The organism is Streptomyces sp. OR43 (genome assembly GCF_008042275.1).
GTDB lineage: Bacteria > Actinomycetota > Actinomycetes > Streptomycetales > Streptomycetaceae > Streptomyces.
The window spans coordinates 796,464-814,925 of record NZ_RDBK01000043.1 but is presented as its reverse complement, the minus strand read 5'-3'; the positions used below and the strand labels follow the sequence as shown (position 1 = coordinate 814,925).

General features: G+C 71.4%; 16 protein-coding genes and 1 pseudogene. 13 read left to right on the top strand and 4 right to left on the bottom strand.

Annotated elements, in window-relative coordinates:
- Positions 1-82: 82 nt before the first annotated feature.
- The gene (locus EAO72_RS22015) at positions 83-502 is read right to left on the bottom strand and encodes a hypothetical protein (protein WP_148019008.1); all 420 of its coding nucleotides are present in this window, start codon (positions 500-502) and stop codon (positions 83-85) included.
- A gap of 253 nt (positions 503-755) precedes the next feature.
- On the opposite strand from EAO72_RS22015, the gene hutU reads away from it, so the two are divergent.
- From hutU to hutI, 4 genes and pseudogenes are all read left to right on the top strand, one after another.
- On the top strand, positions 756-2,522 hold the full coding sequence (gene hutU, locus EAO72_RS22010; RefSeq protein ID WP_261991599.1) for a urocanate hydratase: 1,767 nt from the start codon (positions 756-758) through the stop codon (positions 2,520-2,522).
- Positions 2,523-2,539: 17 nt separating this feature from the next.
- Positions 2,540-3,754 (top strand): allantoate amidohydrolase, encoded by a 1,215-nt coding sequence (locus tag EAO72_RS22005; RefSeq protein WP_148021963.1) that lies wholly within the window; start codon positions 2,540-2,542, stop codon positions 3,752-3,754.
- Between the two features lie 155 nt (positions 3,755-3,909).
- Positions 3,910-5,364, top strand: a pseudogene (locus EAO72_RS22000) (formimidoylglutamate deiminase).
- A gap of 53 nt (positions 5,365-5,417) precedes the next feature.
- Entirely contained in the window at positions 5,418-6,608 is a 1,191-nt protein-coding gene (gene hutI / locus EAO72_RS21995; RefSeq protein ID WP_148019007.1) for an imidazolonepropionase, read from the top strand.
- Between the two features lie 129 nt (positions 6,609-6,737).
- On the opposite strand, the gene EAO72_RS21990 is transcribed toward hutI, so the two are convergent.
- Complete coding sequence (locus EAO72_RS21990; protein WP_148021962.1) at positions 6,738-7,721, bottom strand: RNA polymerase sigma factor SigF; 984 nt, start codon at positions 7,719-7,721, stop codon at positions 6,738-6,740.
- Positions 7,722-8,002: 281 nt separating this feature from the next.
- Here EAO72_RS21990 and EAO72_RS21985 point away from each other — a divergent pair, with 281 nt between their 5' ends.
- The 7 genes from EAO72_RS21985 to EAO72_RS21950 all read left to right on the top strand — a co-directional run bounded on the left by EAO72_RS21985 (position 8,003) and on the right by EAO72_RS21950 (position 13,781).
- Positions 8,003-8,371: an STAS domain-containing protein gene (locus EAO72_RS21985; RefSeq protein ID WP_148019006.1), complete on the top strand. Its 369-nt coding sequence runs from the start codon at positions 8,003-8,005 to the stop codon at positions 8,369-8,371.
- Positions 8,372-8,605: 234 nt separating this feature from the next.
- Entirely contained in the window at positions 8,606-9,154 is a 549-nt protein-coding gene (locus EAO72_RS21980) for an ATP-binding protein (RefSeq protein WP_148019005.1), read from the top strand.
- Between the two features lie 191 nt (positions 9,155-9,345).
- Complete coding sequence (locus tag EAO72_RS21975) at positions 9,346-10,026, top strand: peptidase (RefSeq protein ID WP_148019004.1); 681 nt, start codon at positions 9,346-9,348, stop codon at positions 10,024-10,026.
- Positions 10,027-10,145: 119 nt separating this feature from the next.
- A complete protein-coding gene (locus tag EAO72_RS43835; protein WP_187285172.1) occupies positions 10,146-10,385 on the top strand; it encodes a hypothetical protein in 240 nt (79 codons plus the stop codon).
- Positions 10,343-11,266 carry a COG1470 family protein gene (locus EAO72_RS21960; RefSeq protein WP_187285171.1) on the top strand — a complete coding sequence of 308 codons (924 nt, stop codon included), beginning with the start codon at positions 10,343-10,345 and terminating at the stop codon, positions 11,264-11,266. The genes EAO72_RS43835 and EAO72_RS21960 overlap by 43 nt, the downstream gene beginning before the upstream one ends.
- Positions 11,263-12,393 carry a hypothetical protein gene (locus tag EAO72_RS21955; RefSeq protein WP_148019003.1) on the top strand — a complete coding sequence of 377 codons (1,131 nt, stop codon included), beginning with the start codon at positions 11,263-11,265 and terminating at the stop codon, positions 12,391-12,393. The genes EAO72_RS21960 and EAO72_RS21955 overlap by 4 nt, the downstream gene beginning before the upstream one ends.
- Before the next feature lie 38 nt (positions 12,394-12,431).
- On the top strand, positions 12,432-13,781 hold the full coding sequence (locus tag EAO72_RS21950; protein ID WP_187285379.1) for a hypothetical protein: 1,350 nt from the start codon (positions 12,432-12,434) through the stop codon (positions 13,779-13,781).
- 80 nt (positions 13,782-13,861) lie between these two features.
- Here EAO72_RS21950 and EAO72_RS21945 read toward each other — a convergent pair whose 3' ends face one another.
- The gene (locus EAO72_RS21945) at positions 13,862-15,358 is read right to left on the bottom strand and encodes a peptide MFS transporter (RefSeq protein WP_148019002.1); all 1,497 of its coding nucleotides are present in this window, start codon (positions 15,356-15,358) and stop codon (positions 13,862-13,864) included.
- A gap of 420 nt (positions 15,359-15,778) precedes the next feature.
- On the opposite strand from EAO72_RS21945, the gene EAO72_RS21940 reads away from it, so the two are divergent.
- Both EAO72_RS21940 and EAO72_RS21935 read left to right on the top strand, forming a co-directional pair.
- Complete coding sequence (locus EAO72_RS21940; RefSeq protein WP_018524728.1) at positions 15,779-16,456, top strand: response regulator transcription factor; 678 nt, start codon at positions 15,779-15,781, stop codon at positions 16,454-16,456.
- 15 nt (positions 16,457-16,471) lie between these two features.
- Positions 16,472-17,737, top strand: coding sequence for an ATP-binding protein (locus EAO72_RS21935; protein ID WP_148019001.1), 1,266 nt, complete (start codon positions 16,472-16,474; stop codon positions 17,735-17,737).
- Between the two features lie 80 nt (positions 17,738-17,817).
- On the opposite strand, the gene EAO72_RS21930 is transcribed toward EAO72_RS21935, so the two are convergent.
- Positions 17,818-18,363 (bottom strand): GtrA family protein, encoded by a 546-nt coding sequence (locus EAO72_RS21930; RefSeq protein WP_148021960.1) that lies wholly within the window; start codon positions 18,361-18,363, stop codon positions 17,818-17,820.
- Between the last annotated feature and the right edge of the window lie 99 nt (positions 18,364-18,462).

The following is an 18,462-nucleotide window of genomic DNA, read 5'->3' as shown; positions in this document are numbered from 1 at the left end:
GCCCCGCCACCCCCGGCATCGACGTCCTGCTCACCCGGGGCGGGCGTGCCCGGGTCCCGGGCGGTCGAGGCGGCGGGGGTTCTCATGCCAGGACCAGCCGCTCGGCCATCTCGCCCAGCCGTATCCGGGCCAGGGCCAGATTGCCCTCCGCGCGGTCCAGCCACAGATGGAGGAAGACGCTGCTGTCGAAGTCCGTCTCGACGAACCGGAGGATGTGGTACCCGGCGCGGGTGGTGACGATGACGTCCTCGACGGGCGGCGGCGTCCCCACTCCCGTGCCGTCCCCGGCGGCCGGTACCTCCGGTAAGCCGGCCGCGAAGGCGGGCTGTTCGGCCGCCATCCGCGCCACCTCCGCCGTCTCCGCGGCGGTGGCCTCGTGATCGCCGTTGGGCGAGTCACCGATGGTGCCGAGAGCGAGACCGCTCGTCCAGTCGACCACGGCGGCACCACGGGCACCGGGCAGTCTCATGACGTCGAGCAGGCACTCGTCGATTCCGGGCACGCGGACTCCCCTCCGACGCTGCGTGCGGCTGTGACCCAGAGGTTACGCAACGTGCTCGCGCCAGGTGGAGGTTCTGGCATTTTCCATAGGTACATGCGGAAGGTTCGGGAGAATGCCCCGCCACGGGTGGGTGTGGGCCGTTGTGGGGTGGGTCGGGGGTGCGCGGCCGGGCGTCCGCCACGCCCTGTTGACTGGAGCTATTCAGCCACTCAAGATGTGAATAGAAAATTCACAGTTGCGAGGAGGCATTGCCATGTCAGGACCCCGCCCCGTACGGGCACCGCGCGGTACCGAACTGAGCGCCCTGGGATGGCAGCAGGAAGCCGCGCTGCGCATGCTGCAGAACAACCTCGACCCCGAGGTCGCCGAGCACCCCGACAAGCTCGTCGTCTACGGCGGCACGGGCAAGGCGGCCCGCGACTGGCGCTCGTTCGACGCGATGGTGCGCACGCTGCGGACGCTCAAGCAGGACGAGACGATGCTCGTCCAGTCGGGGCGGCCGGTCGGTGTCATGCAGACGCACGAGTGGGCCCCGCGCGTCCTGATCGCCAACTCCAACCTGGTCGGTGACTGGGCGAACTGGGAGGAGTTCCGCCGCCTGGAGGCGCTCGGGCTCACCATGTACGGCCAGATGACCGCCGGTTCGTGGATCTACATCGGCACGCAGGGCATCCTCCAGGGCACGTACGAGACGTTCGCCGCCGTCGCCGCGAAGAAGTTCGGCGGCACGCTGGCCGGGACGATCACGCTGACCGCCGGGCTCGGCGGGATGGGCGGTGCCCAGCCGCTCGCCGTGACGATGAACGACGGCGTCGCGATCTGTATCGACTGCGACCCGCGCGCCATCGAACGCCGCATCGAGCACCGCTTCCTCGACGTGAAGGCGGACAGCCTGGAGCACGCGCTCCAGCTGGCCACCGAGGCGAGGGACGCGCGCAAGCCGCTCTCCATCGGACTGCTCGGCAACGCGGCGGAGCTGCTGCCCCGGATGCTCGCCGAGGGCGCCCCGGTCGACATCGTCACCGACCAGACCAGCGCGCACGACCCGCTGGCCTACCTCCCGCTCGGCGTCGACTTCGACGACATGGCCGACTACGCCGCCGAGAAGCCCGCCGACTTCACCCAGCGCGCCCGTGAGTCGATGGCGAAGCACGTCGAGGCGATGGTCGGCTTCATGGACGCCGGCGCGGAGGTCTTCGACTACGGCAACTCGATCCGCGGCGAGGCCCAGCTCGCCGGATACGGGCGGGCCTTCGACTTCCCCGGCTTCGTGCCCGCGTACATCCGGCCGCTGTTCTGCGAGGGCAAGGGCCCGTTCCGCTGGGCGGCGCTCTCCGGTGAGGCCTCCGACATCCACAAGACCGACCGGGCGATGCTGGAGCTCTTCCCGGAGAACGAGTCGCTGCACCGCTGGATCAAGATGGCCGGCGAGCGCGTCCACTTCCAGGGCCTGCCCGCCCGCATCTGCTGGCTCGGCCAGGGCGAGCGCGACAAGGCCGGCGAGCGCTTCAACGACATGGTCGCCAGTGGCGACCTGGTCGCACCGCTGGCCATCGGCCGTGACCACCTGGACTGCGGCTCGGTCGCCTCGCCGTACCGCGAGACCGAGGCCATGCTCGACGGATCCGACGCGATCGCCGACTGGCCGCTGCTGAACGCCATGGTCAACGTGGCCTCCGGTGCGTCCTGGGTCTCCATCCACCACGGCGGCGGGGTCGGCATGGGCCGCTCCATCCACGCCGGACAGGTCACCGTCGCCGACGGGACGAAGCTGGCGGGCGAGAAGATCCGCCGGGTGCTCACCAACGACCCGGGCATGGGCGTCATCCGGCACGTCGACGCCGGCTACGACATCGCGGAGTCCGTCGCCGCGGAGCGCGGGGTCAGGGTCCCGATGCGCGAGGGCGACCCGTCCGTGCGGGACGCGGCGGACCCGTCCGTGCGCGACGCGGGGGATTCGGATGGGGCCGCCGGATCCCGCACGGACGCCGCGTCTGGAACGGACGGGACCGCCGCGTGAGCCCCACCTTCCACGCGATGTGGGCGTCGCTGCGGAACATCGGCCGCAACGCCGAGTCCGGCGGCTACCGGCGCTACGCGTGGACCGGGGCCGACGCCGACTGCCGCCTCTGGTTCCGGATGCAGGCCGAGGCCCGCGGCCTCGACTGCGAGGTGGACCGCAACGGCAACCAGTGGGCCTGGCTCGGCGACCCCCTCGCGGGGGACGCCGTCGTCACCGGCTCGCACCTCGACTCCGTGCCGGACGGCGGAGCCTTCGACGGGCCGCTCGGGGTCGTTTCCTCCTTCGCCGCGCTCGATGAACTCCGCCACAGGGGAGTGGAGTTCACCCGGCCGCTGGCGATCACCAATTTCGGTGACGAGGAAGGGGCCCGCTTCGGCCTCGCCTGCGTCGGCTCCCGGCTCGCCGCCGGACAGCTGACGGCCGAGGCCGCGCACCGGCTGCGCGACGGTGACGGCATCACGCTGCCGCAGGCCATGGCGGCGGCCGGGTACGACCCCGACGCCATCGGCCCGGACCCCGAACGGCTGGCCCGTATCGGTGCGTTCGTCGAACTCCACGTCGAGCAGGGCCGCGCCCTCGACCTGACCGGCGACCCGGTCGGCATCGCCTCCGCGATCTGGCCGCACGGACGCTGGCGCTTCGACTTCCGGGGCGAGGCCAACCACGCGGGCACCACCCGGCTCGCCGACCGCCGCGACCCGATGCTCACGTACGCCGAGACGGTGCTCGCGGCCCGCCGGGAGGCGGAACTGGCCGGAGCGCTGGCCACCTTCGGCAAGATCGCCGTCGAGCCGAACGGCGTCAACGCCATCCCCTCCCTCGTCCGCGGCTGGCTCGACTCCCGCGCCGCCGACCAGGACACCCTGGACACCGTCGTCGCCGGCATCGAGCGGGCCGCCCGGGAGTACGCCGAGCGGGCGGGGATCGACCTCGACGTCGTACGGGAGTCCTTCACGCCCGTCGTGGAGTTCGAGCACGCCCTGCGTGACGAGCTGGGCGCGCTCCTGAAGGGGTCGGCCCTTCGCGACACCGGGCGCGACGTCCCCGTACTCGGCACCGGAGCCGGGCACGACGCGGGTATTTTGTCCGCTTCGGTCCCTACCGCCATGCTGTTCGTACGGAACCCCACCGGGATCTCGCACTCGCCGGCCGAGTACGCCGCCGAGGACGACTGCGTGGCCGGGGTGATCGCACTCGCCGACGTACTGGAAGGTCTCGCGTGCCGATGACTAAGAAGCCGACAACGGGGTCCACGACCGGGCCGACAATGGGGTCCACGACCGGGCCGACAACGGGGTCCGAGACGGGGTCCACGGCCCGGCCCGCGACGGGGTCGGCAAGGCAGTCGTCGACCGAGTCGGCGACCGAGTCGGCGACCGGGCCCATGGAGCTCGCCGCGGAGCCGGCGGGCAGGTCCGCCGCCGTGACGTACTGGCTCTCCCACGCCTGGCTCGGCACCCATGTCGAGCCGGACGTCGTCCTGGAGGTCTCCGCCGGGCGGATCGCCGGGGTGCGGACCGGCGTCGAAGCCCCGCCACGCGGCGCGACCGTGCTGCGCGGACTCACCCTGCCCGGCCTCGCCAACGCCCATTCGCACGCCTTCCACCGCGCTCTGCGCTCCACCGTCCAGGTCGGCTCGGGGACCTTCTGGACCTGGCGCGAGACCATGTACCAGATCGCGTCCCGGCTCACCCCCGACACGTACTACGACCTGGCCCGTGCCGTGTATGCCGAGATGGCGCTGGCCGGCATCACCGCGGTCGGCGAATTCCACTATCTGCACCACGGGCCGGGCGGCGTCCCGTACGACAACCCGAACGCGATGGGCGAGGCGCTGATCGCGGCCGCCCGCGAAGCCGGAATCCGGATCACCCTGCTGGACACCGCCTACCTCGCCGCCGGATTCGGCCGCAGGCCCTCCCAGTACCAGCAGCCCGACCGGCACCAGCTGCGCTTCTCGGACACGACCGCCGATGCCTGGGCGGAGCGTGCCGGTCTCCTCAAGGGCGACGAGAACACCCTGATCGGCGCCGCCGTCCACTCCGTGCGGGCCGTCCCCGCCGACCAGCTGGCCACCGTCGCCCAGTGGGCCGAGCAACGGCACGCCCCGCTGCACGTCCACCTCTCCGAGCAGACCGCGGTGATGCCGGCCAGCGCCATCTCGGCATACACGGCACGGGCCAGGTCGTAGTACGTGTCGGGGGTGAGCCGGGACGCGATCTGGTACATGGTCTCGCGCCACTCGCCGACCACGGGGCTCGCCGACCACGGGGTCCTCGGCCCCCGCACCACCGGCGTCCACAACACCCACCTCACCGGCGAGGACATCGAGCTCATCGGCTCGACGGCCACCGGCACCTGCATGTGCCCGACCACCGAACGCGACCTGGCCGACGGCATCGGTCCCGCCGTCGCCCTCCAGCGCGCCGGATCGCCGCTCTCGCTGGGCAGCGACAGCCACGCCGTGATCGACCTCTTCGAAGAGGCCCGCGCGATGGAGCTCAACGAGCGCCTGCGCACCCGCACCCGAGGCCACTGGACGGCCGCCGCACTGCTGCGCGCCGCCTCCGCCGACGGCCACGCCGCACTCGGCCGGCCGGACGCGGGCATCCTCGAACCCGGCGCCCCCGCCGACCTCGTGACCGTCGCCCTCGACTCCGTCAGAACAGCGGGACCGGTGCCCCGGCTGGCAGCCGAAACAGCGGTATTCGCCGCCTCCGCCGCTGATGTGCGCCACACCGTGGTCGCGGGCCGGCACCTCGTCCGCGACGGGCATCACGCGTCGGTCGACGACGTCCCCGGAGCGCTCGCGCGAGCCATCGCGGCCCTGCACCACTGAGCACCCAGGCGGTGGCCACTCCACCGCCCCCACGCAAGGAGAGCAGCCCCCCGATGACGACGACCGCCATCACCCACATCTCCGCACTGGTCACCAACGACCCCTCCCTCGGCGACAGTTCCCCCCTCGGACTGATCCAGGACGCGGCCGTCGTCATCGAGGGCGACCGGGTCGTCTGGACCGGTGAATCAAGCAAAGCACCCGCCACTGACAACGCCGTCGACGTGGCCGGCCGGGCCGTGATCCCGGGCTTCGTCGACTCCCACTCCCACCTCGTCTTCGCGGGCGACCGCACCCAGGAGTTCAACGCCCGGATGTCCGGCCGCGCCTACAGCGCGGGCGGCATCAGGACCACCGTCGCCGCCACCCGCGCCGCGACCGACGAGGAGCTCTCCGCCAACGTCGCCCGCTACCTCGCCGAGGCGCTGCGCCAGGGCACCACGACGTTCGAGACCAAGTCCGGTTACGGCCTCACCGTCGAGGACGAGGCCCGCGCCCTGCGCATCGCCGCCCGTCACACCGACGAGGTCACCTTCCTCGGTGCCCACATTGTCTCCCCGGACTACGCGGACGATCCGGCCGGGTACGTCGACCTGGTCACCGGCCCGATGCTGGACGCCTGCGCCCCGTACGCCCGTTGGATCGACGTCTTCTGCGAGAAGGGTGCCTTCGACGGCGACCAGGCCCGGGCGATCCTGACCGCGGGCCGGGCGAAGGGCCTGCATCCCCGGGTCCACGCCAACCAGCTCGGACACGGCCCCGGCGTCCGGCTCGCCGTCGAGCTCGACGCCGCGTCCGCCGACCACTGCACCCACCTCACCGACGCCGACGTCGACGCCCTGGCCCAGTCGGCGACCGTCGCCACGCTGCTCCCCGGCGCCGAGTTCTCCACCCGGGCCGCCTGGCCCGACGCCCGCCGCCTCCTCGACGCGGGAGCCACGGTCGCGCTCTCCACCGACTGCAACCCGGGCTCCTCGTTCACCTCGTCCGTGCCGTTCTGCATCGCGCTGGCCGTCCGGGACATGGGCATGACCCCCGACGAGGCGCTCTGGTCCGCCACGGCGGGCGGCGCGGCGGCCCTGCGCCGCGACGACATCGGCCGGATCGCCCCCGGCGCCCGCGCCGACCTGGTGGTCCTCGACGCCCCCAGCCACGTCCACCTCGCCTACCGGCCGGGCGTCCCGCTGGTCCACGAGGTCTGGCGGCGCGGCGAGCGGACCGTGGCCCCGCGCGGCGCCTTCTGACCGCGCGTCAGCGCCCCGCCGAGCAGCGGCACCCACGCGGAAGGACCTGCCCCTCGGCGGGGCAGGTCCTTGATCCGGCGGTCCGTACAGCACCCCGCAAGCGCGGGGCCCCGGTGCCGCGGCACCAGCTCATTCCTCCAGGGTCAGTCCCTTGCGGAGCTTGACCAGAGTGCGGGAGAGCAGGCGCGACACGTGCATCTGCGAGATGCCGAGCTCCTCGCCGATCTCCGACTGCGTCATGTTGGCGACGAACCGGAGCGAGAGGATCGTCCGGTCGCGGCCCGGCAGCGCGGCGATCAGCGGTTTCAGGGACTCCACGTACTCGATGCCTTCGAGACCGTGGTCCTCGTAGCCGATCCGGTCGGCCAGCGCGCCCTCGTTCTCGTCCTCCTCGGGCTTGGCGTCCAGCGAGCTCGCGGTGTACGCGTTGCTCGCGGCCATGCCCTCGACGACCTCGTCATGGGTGATGCCGAGGCGGTCGGCGAGCTCGCCCACGGTGGGCGCGCGGTCCAGCTGCTGGGCGAGCTCGTCGCCCGCCTTGGCCAGGTCGAGCCGCAGCTCCTGCAGGCGGCGCGGTACGCGCACGGACCAGCTGGTGTCGCGGAAGAAGCGCTTGATCTCGCCGATGATGGTCGGCATCGCGAAGGTCGGGAACTCGACGCCGCGGCTGAGTTCGAACCGGTCGATCGCCTTGATCAGGCCGATGGTGCCGACCTGGATGATGTCCTCCATCGGTTCGCTGCGCGAGCGGAACCGGGAGGCGGCGAACTTGACCAGGGCCAGGTTCAGCTCGACGAGCGTGTTGCGTACGTAGGAGTACTCGGGGGTGCCCTCTTCGAGGGATTCCAGCCGGGCGAAGAGCGTCTTCGACAGGGCCCTGGCGTCCAGCGGCCCCACTTCGGCGTAGGGCGGGATCTCGGGAAGTCCTTCGAGACCGGTCACGCCTTCGGTGCTGTTGTTGTCTTCGGTACTGCTGGTGTCACTGCCACTGCTGGTGGTGCTGTTGCGCGTGCCGTCCAGGACGGCCGCAGCAGGGGAGTCTGATTCGGTCAGTCCCTGAGGACATGCTGACGTCGCGTTGTGGGTACGCGGTCCGTCGAGCCGGGGTGACATGGTCTCCTCCATCGTTCTCGGCATATGGCTGCCGATGCCCATACGTGTTCCTGCGGTGAAGCGGCGCCTCCAAAGCCGGCCGTGTTTTGGGTGTCCCCCTACCCTTACCCGGTTCCTGTGGGTCGTTACAAGCGCCAATTGACGCTATATGTCCGGTTTGTTGAGTTCTTCGGCTACCGCGTGGCGCACGGAACGCGTAGTGTTTTAAGCACGTCAGCGAGAGCTGCAACTCATCTGCATGTGCATTGATGCAGACAGTGACGAGGCGAAGAGGAACGGGCATGGACCGCGGGACGGTCGGCAGCGCGAACCGGGGTCGGCTTGAGGTCGAGGCCCGGACCGAGGGCCGCAGTGAGGTCGTGACGCCGGTGGGTGAGCTCGATCACCACACGGCGGACCTGCTGCGCGAGCCCTTGGAGCACGCGGTCGAGCAGGGGCGCGCGCGCCTGGTGGTCGACTGCTCGCGACTCGAGTTCTGTGATTCCACCGGGCTGAACGTGCTGCTCGGTGCCCGCCTCAAGGCGGAGGCGGCCGGGGGAGGGGTCCATTTGGCCGGAATGCTGCCGGTGGTGGCGCGGGTCTTCGAGATCACGGGGGCCGAGGCGGTATTCACCGTCCACGACTCCCTCGAAGAGGCCCTGGTCACCTGATCGTGCCGCGGTTCGACACCCCGGGCGCCCCATCTGTTGCCCGTGTCACGCGTTCCGCGTGGACGAAGTGGGTGTTGTCACGAATCGGCAGGGCAGGAGACACCTCGGCGAGCCGTGGGAGACCTGCATATTTCGTGTCGGTGCGGTAGCTGCAACGGTGTCCGTATCAGTATGCGTTTCTGTATCTGTATCTGTATCAATGGCGACATGGTGAATCGGTGAGGTGAAGCGCTGATGGGCACCACCCGGCAGCATCCGCCGGGCGACCTCGGCCGCGAGCCGGAGGGCGCGGGCGTGGGTGCACGCTCCGACGCGGGCACACGCGCGGACGCGGACACCGGCGTTCCCTCCGCCGCGCAAGCGGAGCCCGCGGGGCGGCAGTGGCGCACGCTGTCGCTGCGGGATGCCACCGGCATCGTGCCGACGGCCCGCGATTTCGCCCGCCAGGCGCTCCACGACTGGGGCTGGCTCCCCGCTTCGACCGCCGACCGTCGCGCCGCCGCCGAGGACGTCCTGCTGGTCGTCTCCGAACTGGTCACCAACGCCTGTCTGCACGCGGAAGGCCCCGACGAGATCCGCATCGCCCGCACGCCGAAGGCGCTGCGGGTGGAGGTTGCCGACGGCGGTGCCGGACAGCCCGCTCCCCGTACCCCGCGCCGCGCCGGACGGCCCGGTGGGCACGGCATGTTCATCGTGCAGCGGCTCTGCCTGGACTGGGGAGTGGTACGGGTGCCGGGTGAGCCGGGCAAGACCGTCTGGGCGGAGCTGGCCGCCCCCGTGTAGTCCCGCGCAGGTTTTCCCTGCTCGTCCCCCCGGGCTCGTACGCCCCTCGAAGAGCGCGCCGGATCGGCGCGCTCTTTGTCTTCCCTCCATAAGGCCCCGGGCGTACCTTGACGGCCAATCTGATGTGTCGTCAGTTTCTTGTGCCGCACCCGAGCGGCGCGCGGCGACTCCCGGCATGAGGGGAACTCGAGGTGTCGAACCAGAAGCGAACAGCTCTCGCGCTGGCGTCCGGGCTGGCCGGCGCGGTGGTGCTGCTGGCCGCGCCCGCCGCCCACGCGACGGTCGTCGACGTCAACTACCAGTGCAAGACCCCGATCGGTGACAAGGCCGCCGTCTCGCCGATCGACATCAAGAGCGTCAAGAGCGGCAGCGGCTACAAGCTCACCATGTCCTTCCAGAAGGGCGTCTCCTCCAGCCCGGTCGAACTGGGCAAAGGTGCCATGAACCCCAGCGCGGTGATCAAGGTGGGCGGCGCCGACCCGGGCCAGGTCCAGGTCTCCGGCCCGGCCAACTCCGCGGCCATTCCCGCCAACAGCCCCATCAAGATCAACGACCTGTCGGGTACCTACACCCCGAAGAAGAGCGGCAAGGTCGACTTCACCGCCGGGGTGCTCACCATCAAGGCGCTCGGTACGACGACGACCTGCACCCCGTCGAACAACCCGGGCCCCTCACTCTCCCTGGACGTCACCGCCGCGGGCGGCGGCGCGAGCGGCGGCGGCGCGGCCACGCCCGACACCGACACGTCCCTGCCCAAGACCGGCCCGCTGGACTCGGCCGTGGCGCTCGGCACCCTCGGCGGCACGGTGCTGCTGACCGGTGCGGCGGGCGTGCTGTGGCTGACCAGGCGGGGGCAGCGGGCCGCGGGCTGACCCCCGCGCGACCCGCCGCCGCCGTCACGCACCAGGGAGCCGCCCGGGAGGGTGACGTCCAGGGAGAGTGAGGGGCCCGGGTTGTTCGACGGGGTGCAGGTCGTCGTCGTACCGCCAGCGTGGGCCCGCCGACGCGCAGTTGGACCCGTACGCCCACCGAGCGGCCGCCGCTCTCGGCGACGATCGCGCCCGGGTGGTCACCGGGCAGCGCGTCCTCGGGCACGGTGAAGGAGACCGGCACGTCGGCCCTGGTCCGGCCGGGCACCGTCACCTCGGTGCTCGCGGTCCGCAGCCAGGCCCCGGTCCCGGTGGAGCCGTGCGCCCCGCGCACCGCGAAGCCGCCGTCGCCCGTGTTGTAGGCGTCGGCGCCGCGCAGCCGGCGGGGAACGGTTCCGGGCGGGACGAGGCCAGACCGTACTTCTACCTGGAGGGCCTGCCCGGCAGCGTCCTGGAGGACCGGCTCTCGGTCACCAACCCCGGACCGGAGCCGGTCACGGTACGGCTGCGCGGCGCCGACGCCTACAACACGGGCGACGGCGGCTTCGCGGTGCGCGGGGCGCACGGCTCCACCGGGACCGGGGCCTGGCTGCGGACCGCGAGCACCGAGGTGACGGTGCCCGGCCGGACCAGGGCCGACGTGCCGGTCTCCTTCACCGTGCCCGAGGACGCGCTGCCCGGTGACCACCCGGGCGCGATCGTCGCCGAGAGCGGCGGCCGCTCGGTGGGCGTACGGGTCCAACTGCGCGTCGGCGGGCCCACGCTGGCCGCCCTCACCGTGGAGGACGTCACCGTGAGCGGCGGGACCATCCACTACACGCTGGTCAACCGGGGCAACGCCGTCCTGGTGCCGCGCCTGTCCGTCAGCGCGGACGGCGTGTTCGGGACCCTGCTGCGGCGCGACGCCCGCACCCTGCCGGTGGAACTCCTGCCCGGGCAGCGGGTGCGGCTCACCGAACCGTGGCGGGACGCCCCCGCCCTCGACTCCGTCACCGTACGGCTGCGCGTCACGGCGGCGGGCGGCGCGCACGGCGAGGCGACCGCCTCGGCGGCCTTCGTGCCCTGGGCACCGGTGACCGGCGGCGCACTGCTCCTCCTGGGCGCCGTCGCCGCCGGTGTGTACGGCCTCCGGCGCGGGCGGGCGGCGCGGCGGAGCACCCACGACGACGGGGCCGCACCGGCCCCGGACCATCGACAGCACTCCGACGAGAGGCACTTGGTGAAGGCGGGAGCGGAATCGTGACTGGACGGACCGGACCGGCGGCATTCCGGAGCGACGGCCGCGGGCGGGCGGCCGCGCTGCTCGCCGTACTGCTGGCCGCGATACTGCCCGCCCTGCTGCTGACCGCGACCGGGGCCGGGGCCGAAGGGCGCAGCGCGGCCGACCCGGAACCCGTGGTCACGCTCTCGCAGAAGCAGGCGGGCAAGGGCGGCGAGATCACCGTCGAGGGCAAGGGCTGGCGGCCCGACACCCTGCTCATGATGCTGATCTGCGGGCAGTCCACCCCGGCCCGGGGCGTGATCGGCGGCACCAACTCCTGCGCCAACGCGGAAGGCCGGGCCGTCACCACCGACAAGAAGGGCGCCTTCACCAAGAAGATGCCGGTCACCGAGCCGCCCGCGCCGTGCCCCTGCGTGGTCCACGTCGCCACGGTCACCGGCGAACAGGCCCTGGCCGACGCGGTGTTCGTGGTCGCCGGACACCCCGTCGCCGCGCTCCCCGAGGAGACCGGCGAAGGGAGGCTCGCCGTCCTCGCGGCCACCCGGCTGGAGGGCGACAGCGGGCTGCTGACCTGGTTCGGCGCACCGCCGTCGCGCCGGCTCGTGTTCACGGTCGGCAACCTGGGCTCCGCCCCGGTCGAGGACCCGGTCTTCCAGGTCGGCACCGCGCACGGCGTCTACGCCGCGCAGTGGGAGGAGCGGCAGTGGCGCGGGACCGTCGAGCCCGGCCGCAAGGCCCGGATCGAACTGCCCGTCGAGCTGACGGCCGGCGCCCACGGCGACTACCAGATCTCGCTGAAGTACGGCACGAAGGTGCTGGCCGAGCAGCCGTGGGGGGTCGGCCGCCCGTGGGGCGTGACGCTCTTCTGGATCCTGCTCTGCCTGGTCGTGCCCGCGGCCGTGTTCCGCATCGGCATGGCGATCGTCGACAGGGTCCGGCCGCGCACCGGGCACGCCGCGGGACGCCGGCGGGCAGGCGGTCCCTCCCCGCGCGCCGCGGTGACCGCGAGACTCCCGAGGCTGCGGCGCTCCCCGGCCCCGGCCGCGAGCCCCGCGCCGCCCCCGGGCACCACCACGGCCACGCTGCCGTGGTTCACCCCTGATTCCGCACCGTCAGAGCACAGACCGACGACGAAGGGACATTCGTGAGTACGCAACGCAGGACGGTCGCGGCGGGAGTCGCGATGATGATCGGCGGGGCGGGCATGCTGCTGGCCGCGAGCCCGGCCCAGGCCGCCGACATCTCGTACAAGACGGAGTGCATACCCCCGGCCATCTCCGGACTGCCGCCCGTCCAGGGCACCACCAAGGTGCAGCTGACCGCGCCCGCCTCGGCCAAGGTCGGGGACACCGTCGAGGTCGTGTGGAAGACGATCCAGGGCGCCTCCGACAACCCCGACGTCCTCGATCTCGACAAGGACACCGTCAAGCCGACCGGCACCATCAAGCTGGGCGGCGCCGCGACCGGCGACCTGAAGATGGAGGGACCGCGGGAGAACCCGGCGATCCCCAAGAACAGCCCGATGATCATGTCGGACATGAAGGGCTCGCTGAAGCTGGAGAAGGCGGGCGACCTGACGCTGACGCCGGACGCGTACAACCTCAACGTCTCCAAGCCGATCTCCACCGACACCAAGTGCACCCCGAAGGAGACGGTCCAGCCGGGCGCGACGATCAAGGTCACGGACGGCGGCGGATCCACCACCGGCGGCACGACGGCGGGCGGTACAACCTCGGGCGGGACGACGGCGGGCGGCACGACCTCCGGCGGCACGACGACCACGGGCGGTACGACGAGCGGCGGCACGACCTCCGGCGGTACGACCGCCGGCGGTTCGGGCTCGGGCGGTTCGGCCTCCGGCGGCAGCGGCGGGGCCACGGACTTCCCGGGCAAGGAAGTCGTCGTGAACTACACCTGCCAGTCGCCGGGGCCGGAGGAGGGCATCGCCACCAAGGTCGCGATCAACGCCAAGAAGAACGGCGGGAGCTACGCGCTCACGGTCAAGACCGCCAAGGGTGTGATGGACAGCCCGGCTCCGCTGCCGGCCGGCGCGCTCAAGCCGTCCATGAACATCGTCATCGGCGGCGCCGACAAGGGCTCCGTGACCGTCACCGGACCCGGGAACCCCAAGGCCCTGGAGAAGGACAAGCCGGTCAGTCTCACCGACATGACCGGCACGTACAAGCCGGGCGCGTCCGGCAAGTCCACCCTCACCCCCGGCGCCCTGACGATCGACGTCATGCTGGGAGGCTCCAAGATCACCATTCCGTGCACGGTCAAGGGCACCCCGCAGGCATCCCTCGAACTCGACACCACCGCCCAGGAAGGCGGTGCTTCCGGCGGTGACACCGGGGGCTCCGGCGGAGCGGCGGCGGCGGGCGGCGGCACGGCGTCCGGCGGCGGGCTCGCGGCCACGGGTGCCGAGGACAACGGCGCCCTGCGCGCCCTCGGCCTGGTCGCCGGTACGGCGATCCTGCTGGGCGGCGCCGTGTTCACGTTCACCCCGTGGCGCCGGCTGCGCTCGGGCCGGAGCTGACACCGGACCCCGTACGCATACGGAAGGGGCCGCCGCACCGTGGAAACGGTGCGGCGGCCCCTGCGCGCGGAACCGGAAGGTCAGCTCGCGTCACTCATGTGCTGCGTGACCTTCTTGCGGTACATCCAGATGCCGACACCGGCGATGACCGCGAGGACCGCCTCGAACGCGACGGCGCCCGTGGTGTTCAGATCGACCCCGAGCTGCGGGGACGTGAGCAGGCCGGTCACGGAGTCGCCCGCGGTGACCGCGAGGAACCAGACACCCATCATCTGGGAGCTGTACTTCGCCGGAGCCATCTTCGTGGTGACCGACAGACCCACCGGGGAGAGGCAGAGCTCGGCGACGGTCTGGATGAAGTAGATCGCCACCAGCCACATCGGGCTGACCCGGCCGCCGTTGGCGGCGGTGTCGATCAGCGGGATCATGAAGACGACGAACGAGATGCCGATCAGCACGAGGCTGGAGGCGAACTTGACGGCGGTGCTCGGCTCCTTGCCCCGCTTGTTCAGCCACAGCCAGCCCGAGGCGACCACGGGGGCGATCGCCATGATGAAGACCGGGTTCAGCGACTGGTACCAGGACGTCGGGAAGTCGATGCCGAACAGGCTGTTCGTCGTCGAGTTCTCACCGAAGATCGACAGCGTCGAGCCGTTCTGGTCGTAGATCATCCAGAAGACGGCGGCGACGACGAAGAACCAGATGTAGCCCGACAGCTTGGACTGCTCGGTGTCCGTCAGTTCCTTGTCGCGCTTCATGCGGACCAGGACGGCGACCGGGATGATCAGCCCGGCGATGGTGATCGGCAGCAGTGCCCAGTCGGCGAAGTTGCCGGTGATCGCGAGCAGGCTGTAGAACACCGCCGCGACGATCAGCCAGACCAGGCCCTTGCGCAGGACCGAGCGCTTCTCCTGCTCCGTCGCCGGAGTGGAGACGACGTCGCTCTCCGGGCTCAGGTGGCGGGTGCCGAGCATGAACTGGGCGAGACCCAGGGCCATGCCGATCGCGGCGAGCGCGAAGCCGAAGTGCCAGTTGACGTTCTCGCCGATCGTGCCGATGGTCAGCGGAGCGAGGAAGGCGCCGAGGTTGATACCGATGTAGAAGAGCGTGAAGCCACCGTCACGGCGCGGATCGTCCGGGCCGTTGTAGAGGTGGCCGACCATCGTGGAGATGTTCGCCTTCAGCAGCCCCGAGCCCAGCGCCACGAGCACGAGGCCGGCGAAGAAGGACGCCGAGTTGGGCACGGCGAGCGTGATGTGGCCGAGGATGACGACACCGCCACCGATGGCGACCGTCTTGCGCGGTCCCCAGAAGCGGTCGGCCATCCAGCCGCCGGGCATGGCGAGCAGGTAGACCGTCGCCATGTAGACGGAGTAGATCGCCGTCGCCGTGGTGGCGCTCATGTGCATGCCGCCGGGCGCGATCAGGTACAGCGGGAGCAGTGCCTTCATGCCGTAGAAGCTGTAGCGCTCCCACATCTCGGTCATGAAGAGCGTGGCCAGGCCGCGGGGGTGGCCGAAGAAGGTCTTCTCGCCACCCGCGGTGCTCGCCGGGTCCTTCGTCAGGCTGGACGCCATGATCGATCCTTGCTTGCTCGGGACGCGTCGCTCGTAAGCCGTACGCGCCCGGTGGGGGGAGGCCGGCACCGGCACGGGTACGCCCACCGTGTCGGGATCCACACCCGGAGCGCCTTCGTCGGCGGCCCGGGCCCGGCCCACAGGTCATTCACTGAAATTCTGGACTGGCGGGTACCAGCCCTGCACATGAAGAAGGACCCCAGGCGCTCATGGCTGCCCAAAGGTCCTTGAGTAGTGCAACAGGCGTTGAAACACCATACGACACGACTGAGCGGGATATGGAAGGACTTGAGAGATGGATCACAGGTGTGGGTGCAACTACGCTCCCATATTCGAAGGTCCGCGCGCGAACGGGCCGCAGACCCGCAGGCCTTCCCGATCGCCTCACTCGTTGTCGTCCGCGCGGACTACCATCACTGCATGACCCGTGTACTGCTCGCCGAGGACGACGCATCCATCTCGGAGCCGCTGGCCCGCGCCCTGCGTCGGGAGGGTTACGAGGTCGAGGTCCGCGAAGACGGCCCGACCGCGCTCGACGCCGGCCTCCAGGGCGGCATCGACCTGGTCGTGCTCGACCTGGGGCTGCCCGGGATGGACGGCCTCGAAGTCGCCCGCAGGCTCCGCGCCGAGGGCCACACCGTGCCGGTCCTGGTGCTCACCGCCCGGGCCGACGAGGTCGACACGGTCGTCGGCCTCGACGCCGGCGCCGACGACTACGTCACCAAGCCCTTCCGGCTCGCCGAGCTCCTGGCCCGGGTCCGGGCCCTGCTGCGCCGCGGCGCCACCGAGCCCGCCCCGCAGCCCGCCACCCACGGCGTCAGGATCGACGTCGAGTCGCACAGGGCCTGGATGGGCGACGAGGAACTCCAGCTCACCGCCAAGGAGTTCGACCTGCTGCGGGTCCTGGTCCGGGACGCGGGCCGGGTCGTCACGCGGGACCAGCTGATGCGCGAGGTCTGGGACACCACCTGGTGGTCGTCCACCAAGACCCTCGACATGCACATCTCCTGGCTCCGCAAGAAGCTCGGGGACGACGCCGCCAATCCCCGCTACATCGCCACCGTCCGGGGCGTCGGCTTCCGCTTCGAGAAGAGCTGACGTACAGAAGCAGTCATGCGCCGACGCCTGATCAACTCCACCCTCGCCGTGGTGCTCGTGGTGATCGCCGTCTTCGGCGTCTCCCTCGTCATCGTCGAGACCCGCACCATCAGCAGCAGCGCCCAGGAGAGCGTCGACTCCGAGGCGCTGCGGCTGATCAGCGTGATCGAGAGCCGGCTCCTGGGCGCCGAGCGGATCAACCCGGGCGTGCTGGCCGAACAGATCGACGACACGCGCTACGCCCTGGTCAAGATGCCCGGCCGCGCCCCCATCGAGGTCGGCGACCGCCCCAGCGGCAGCGTGATCAGCGCCACGGAGGAGGGCGAGCACGGCGAGAAGGTCACCGTCGAGGAGTCCCGCTCCTCCGTCACCCGCGAGGTCGGCCGCACCCTGATGATCATCGGCGCGGTGGCGCTGCTGGCCATCGTCTCCGCCGTGCTCCTGGCCGTCCGCCAGGCCAACAAGCTGACCTCGCCGCTCACCGACCTCGCCGAGACCGCGGAACGCCTGGGCTCGGGCGACCCGCGCCCGCGCCACAAGCGGTACGGGGTGCCCGAACTGGACCGCGTCGCCGACGTCCTGGACTCCTCGGCGGAACGCATCGCCCGGATGCTCACCGCCGAGCGCCGGCTCGCCGCCGACGCCTCCCACCAGCTCCGCACCCCGCTCACCGCACTCTCCATGCGGATCGAGGAGATCTCCGTCACGGACGACATCGAGACCGTGAAGGAGGAGGCGAACATCGCCCTCACCCAGGTCGAGCGGCTCACGGACGTGGTCCAGCGGCTGCTGACCAACGCCCGGGACCCGCGGACCGGCTCCGCCGTCGTCTTCGACCTCGACGAGATCGTCAAGCAGCAGATCGAGGAATGGCGCCCGGCCTACCGGAGCGAGGGCCGGGCCGTCGTCCGCTCCGGCAAGAAGGGGCTGCGGGCCGTCGGTACGCCGGGCGCGGTCGCCCAGGTGCTCGCCGCGCTGATCGAGAACTCACTCATGCACGGCGGCGGCACGGTCGCGCTGCGGACCCGGGTCACCGGCAACCAGGCGGTCATCGAGGTGACGGACGAGGGCCCGGGCGTCCCGGTCGACCTGGGATCGCGGATCTTCGAGCGGACCATCAGCGGGCGCAACTCCACGGGCATCGGCCTCGCGGTGGCCCGCGACCTCGCGGAAGCGGACGGCGGCCGCCTGGAACTGCTCCAGCAGCAGCCCCCGGTCTTCGCGCTCTTCCTCAGCCAGGTGGCCCTGGACCGGGACGAACCGGAACGCCCGGTGCGCTGACCGGCCCAGGGCCTGTCGTCACACGGCCGGCTGCCGCCGCGCCCGCCCGTCGGGCGACGACGGCAGTGCGCTGACAGGCCCTACCGCCGGGCGGAATCCGTCTCGACCCGCACGGTGGCGACCGGTGCGGGTGCCGGGGCCGGTACGGAAACGGCCTGCGCGACATCCTCCGCGCTCACGGCCACGTCTTTGTCAGGCAGCGCCCTGAAGACCCACGTGCGGTAGGACCAGAAGCGGAACATCGTCGCGATGCCGATTCCGAGGATCTTGAAGACATTGCTCTGGACCGGGGTGTTCCAGCCGAACCCGTACGTCGCCGCGTACAGCACACCGGTCTCGATGACCGCGCCGATCGCGCTGAACAGCAGGAAGAGCGTCAGCTCCCGGGTCCGGCCGCTCTTGTCGCGGTCCCGGTACGTCCAGTAGCGGAAGCCCACGTAGTTGCAGAGGATCGCGACGAACGTCGCCATCAGACCGGCCCGCACCGTGGGAATGTCCGTGTAGCGCCACAGCAGGTTCGATACGCCGATATTGACGACCAGGCCGACCGCGCCGACCACGCCGAATTTGGCGACCTCCCGGGCCAGCAGATCCAGCCGGGCCCGCAGTGCGCCCCGTTCGCTCATGTGATCGCTCAGCCCGTCTGTCGGTTCGGCTTCAGGTTCCGTCAACCCAGCCATGCTAACCAGGCGGCCCGTCGGCTGCCTGTGAGTGCGGGGACAGGT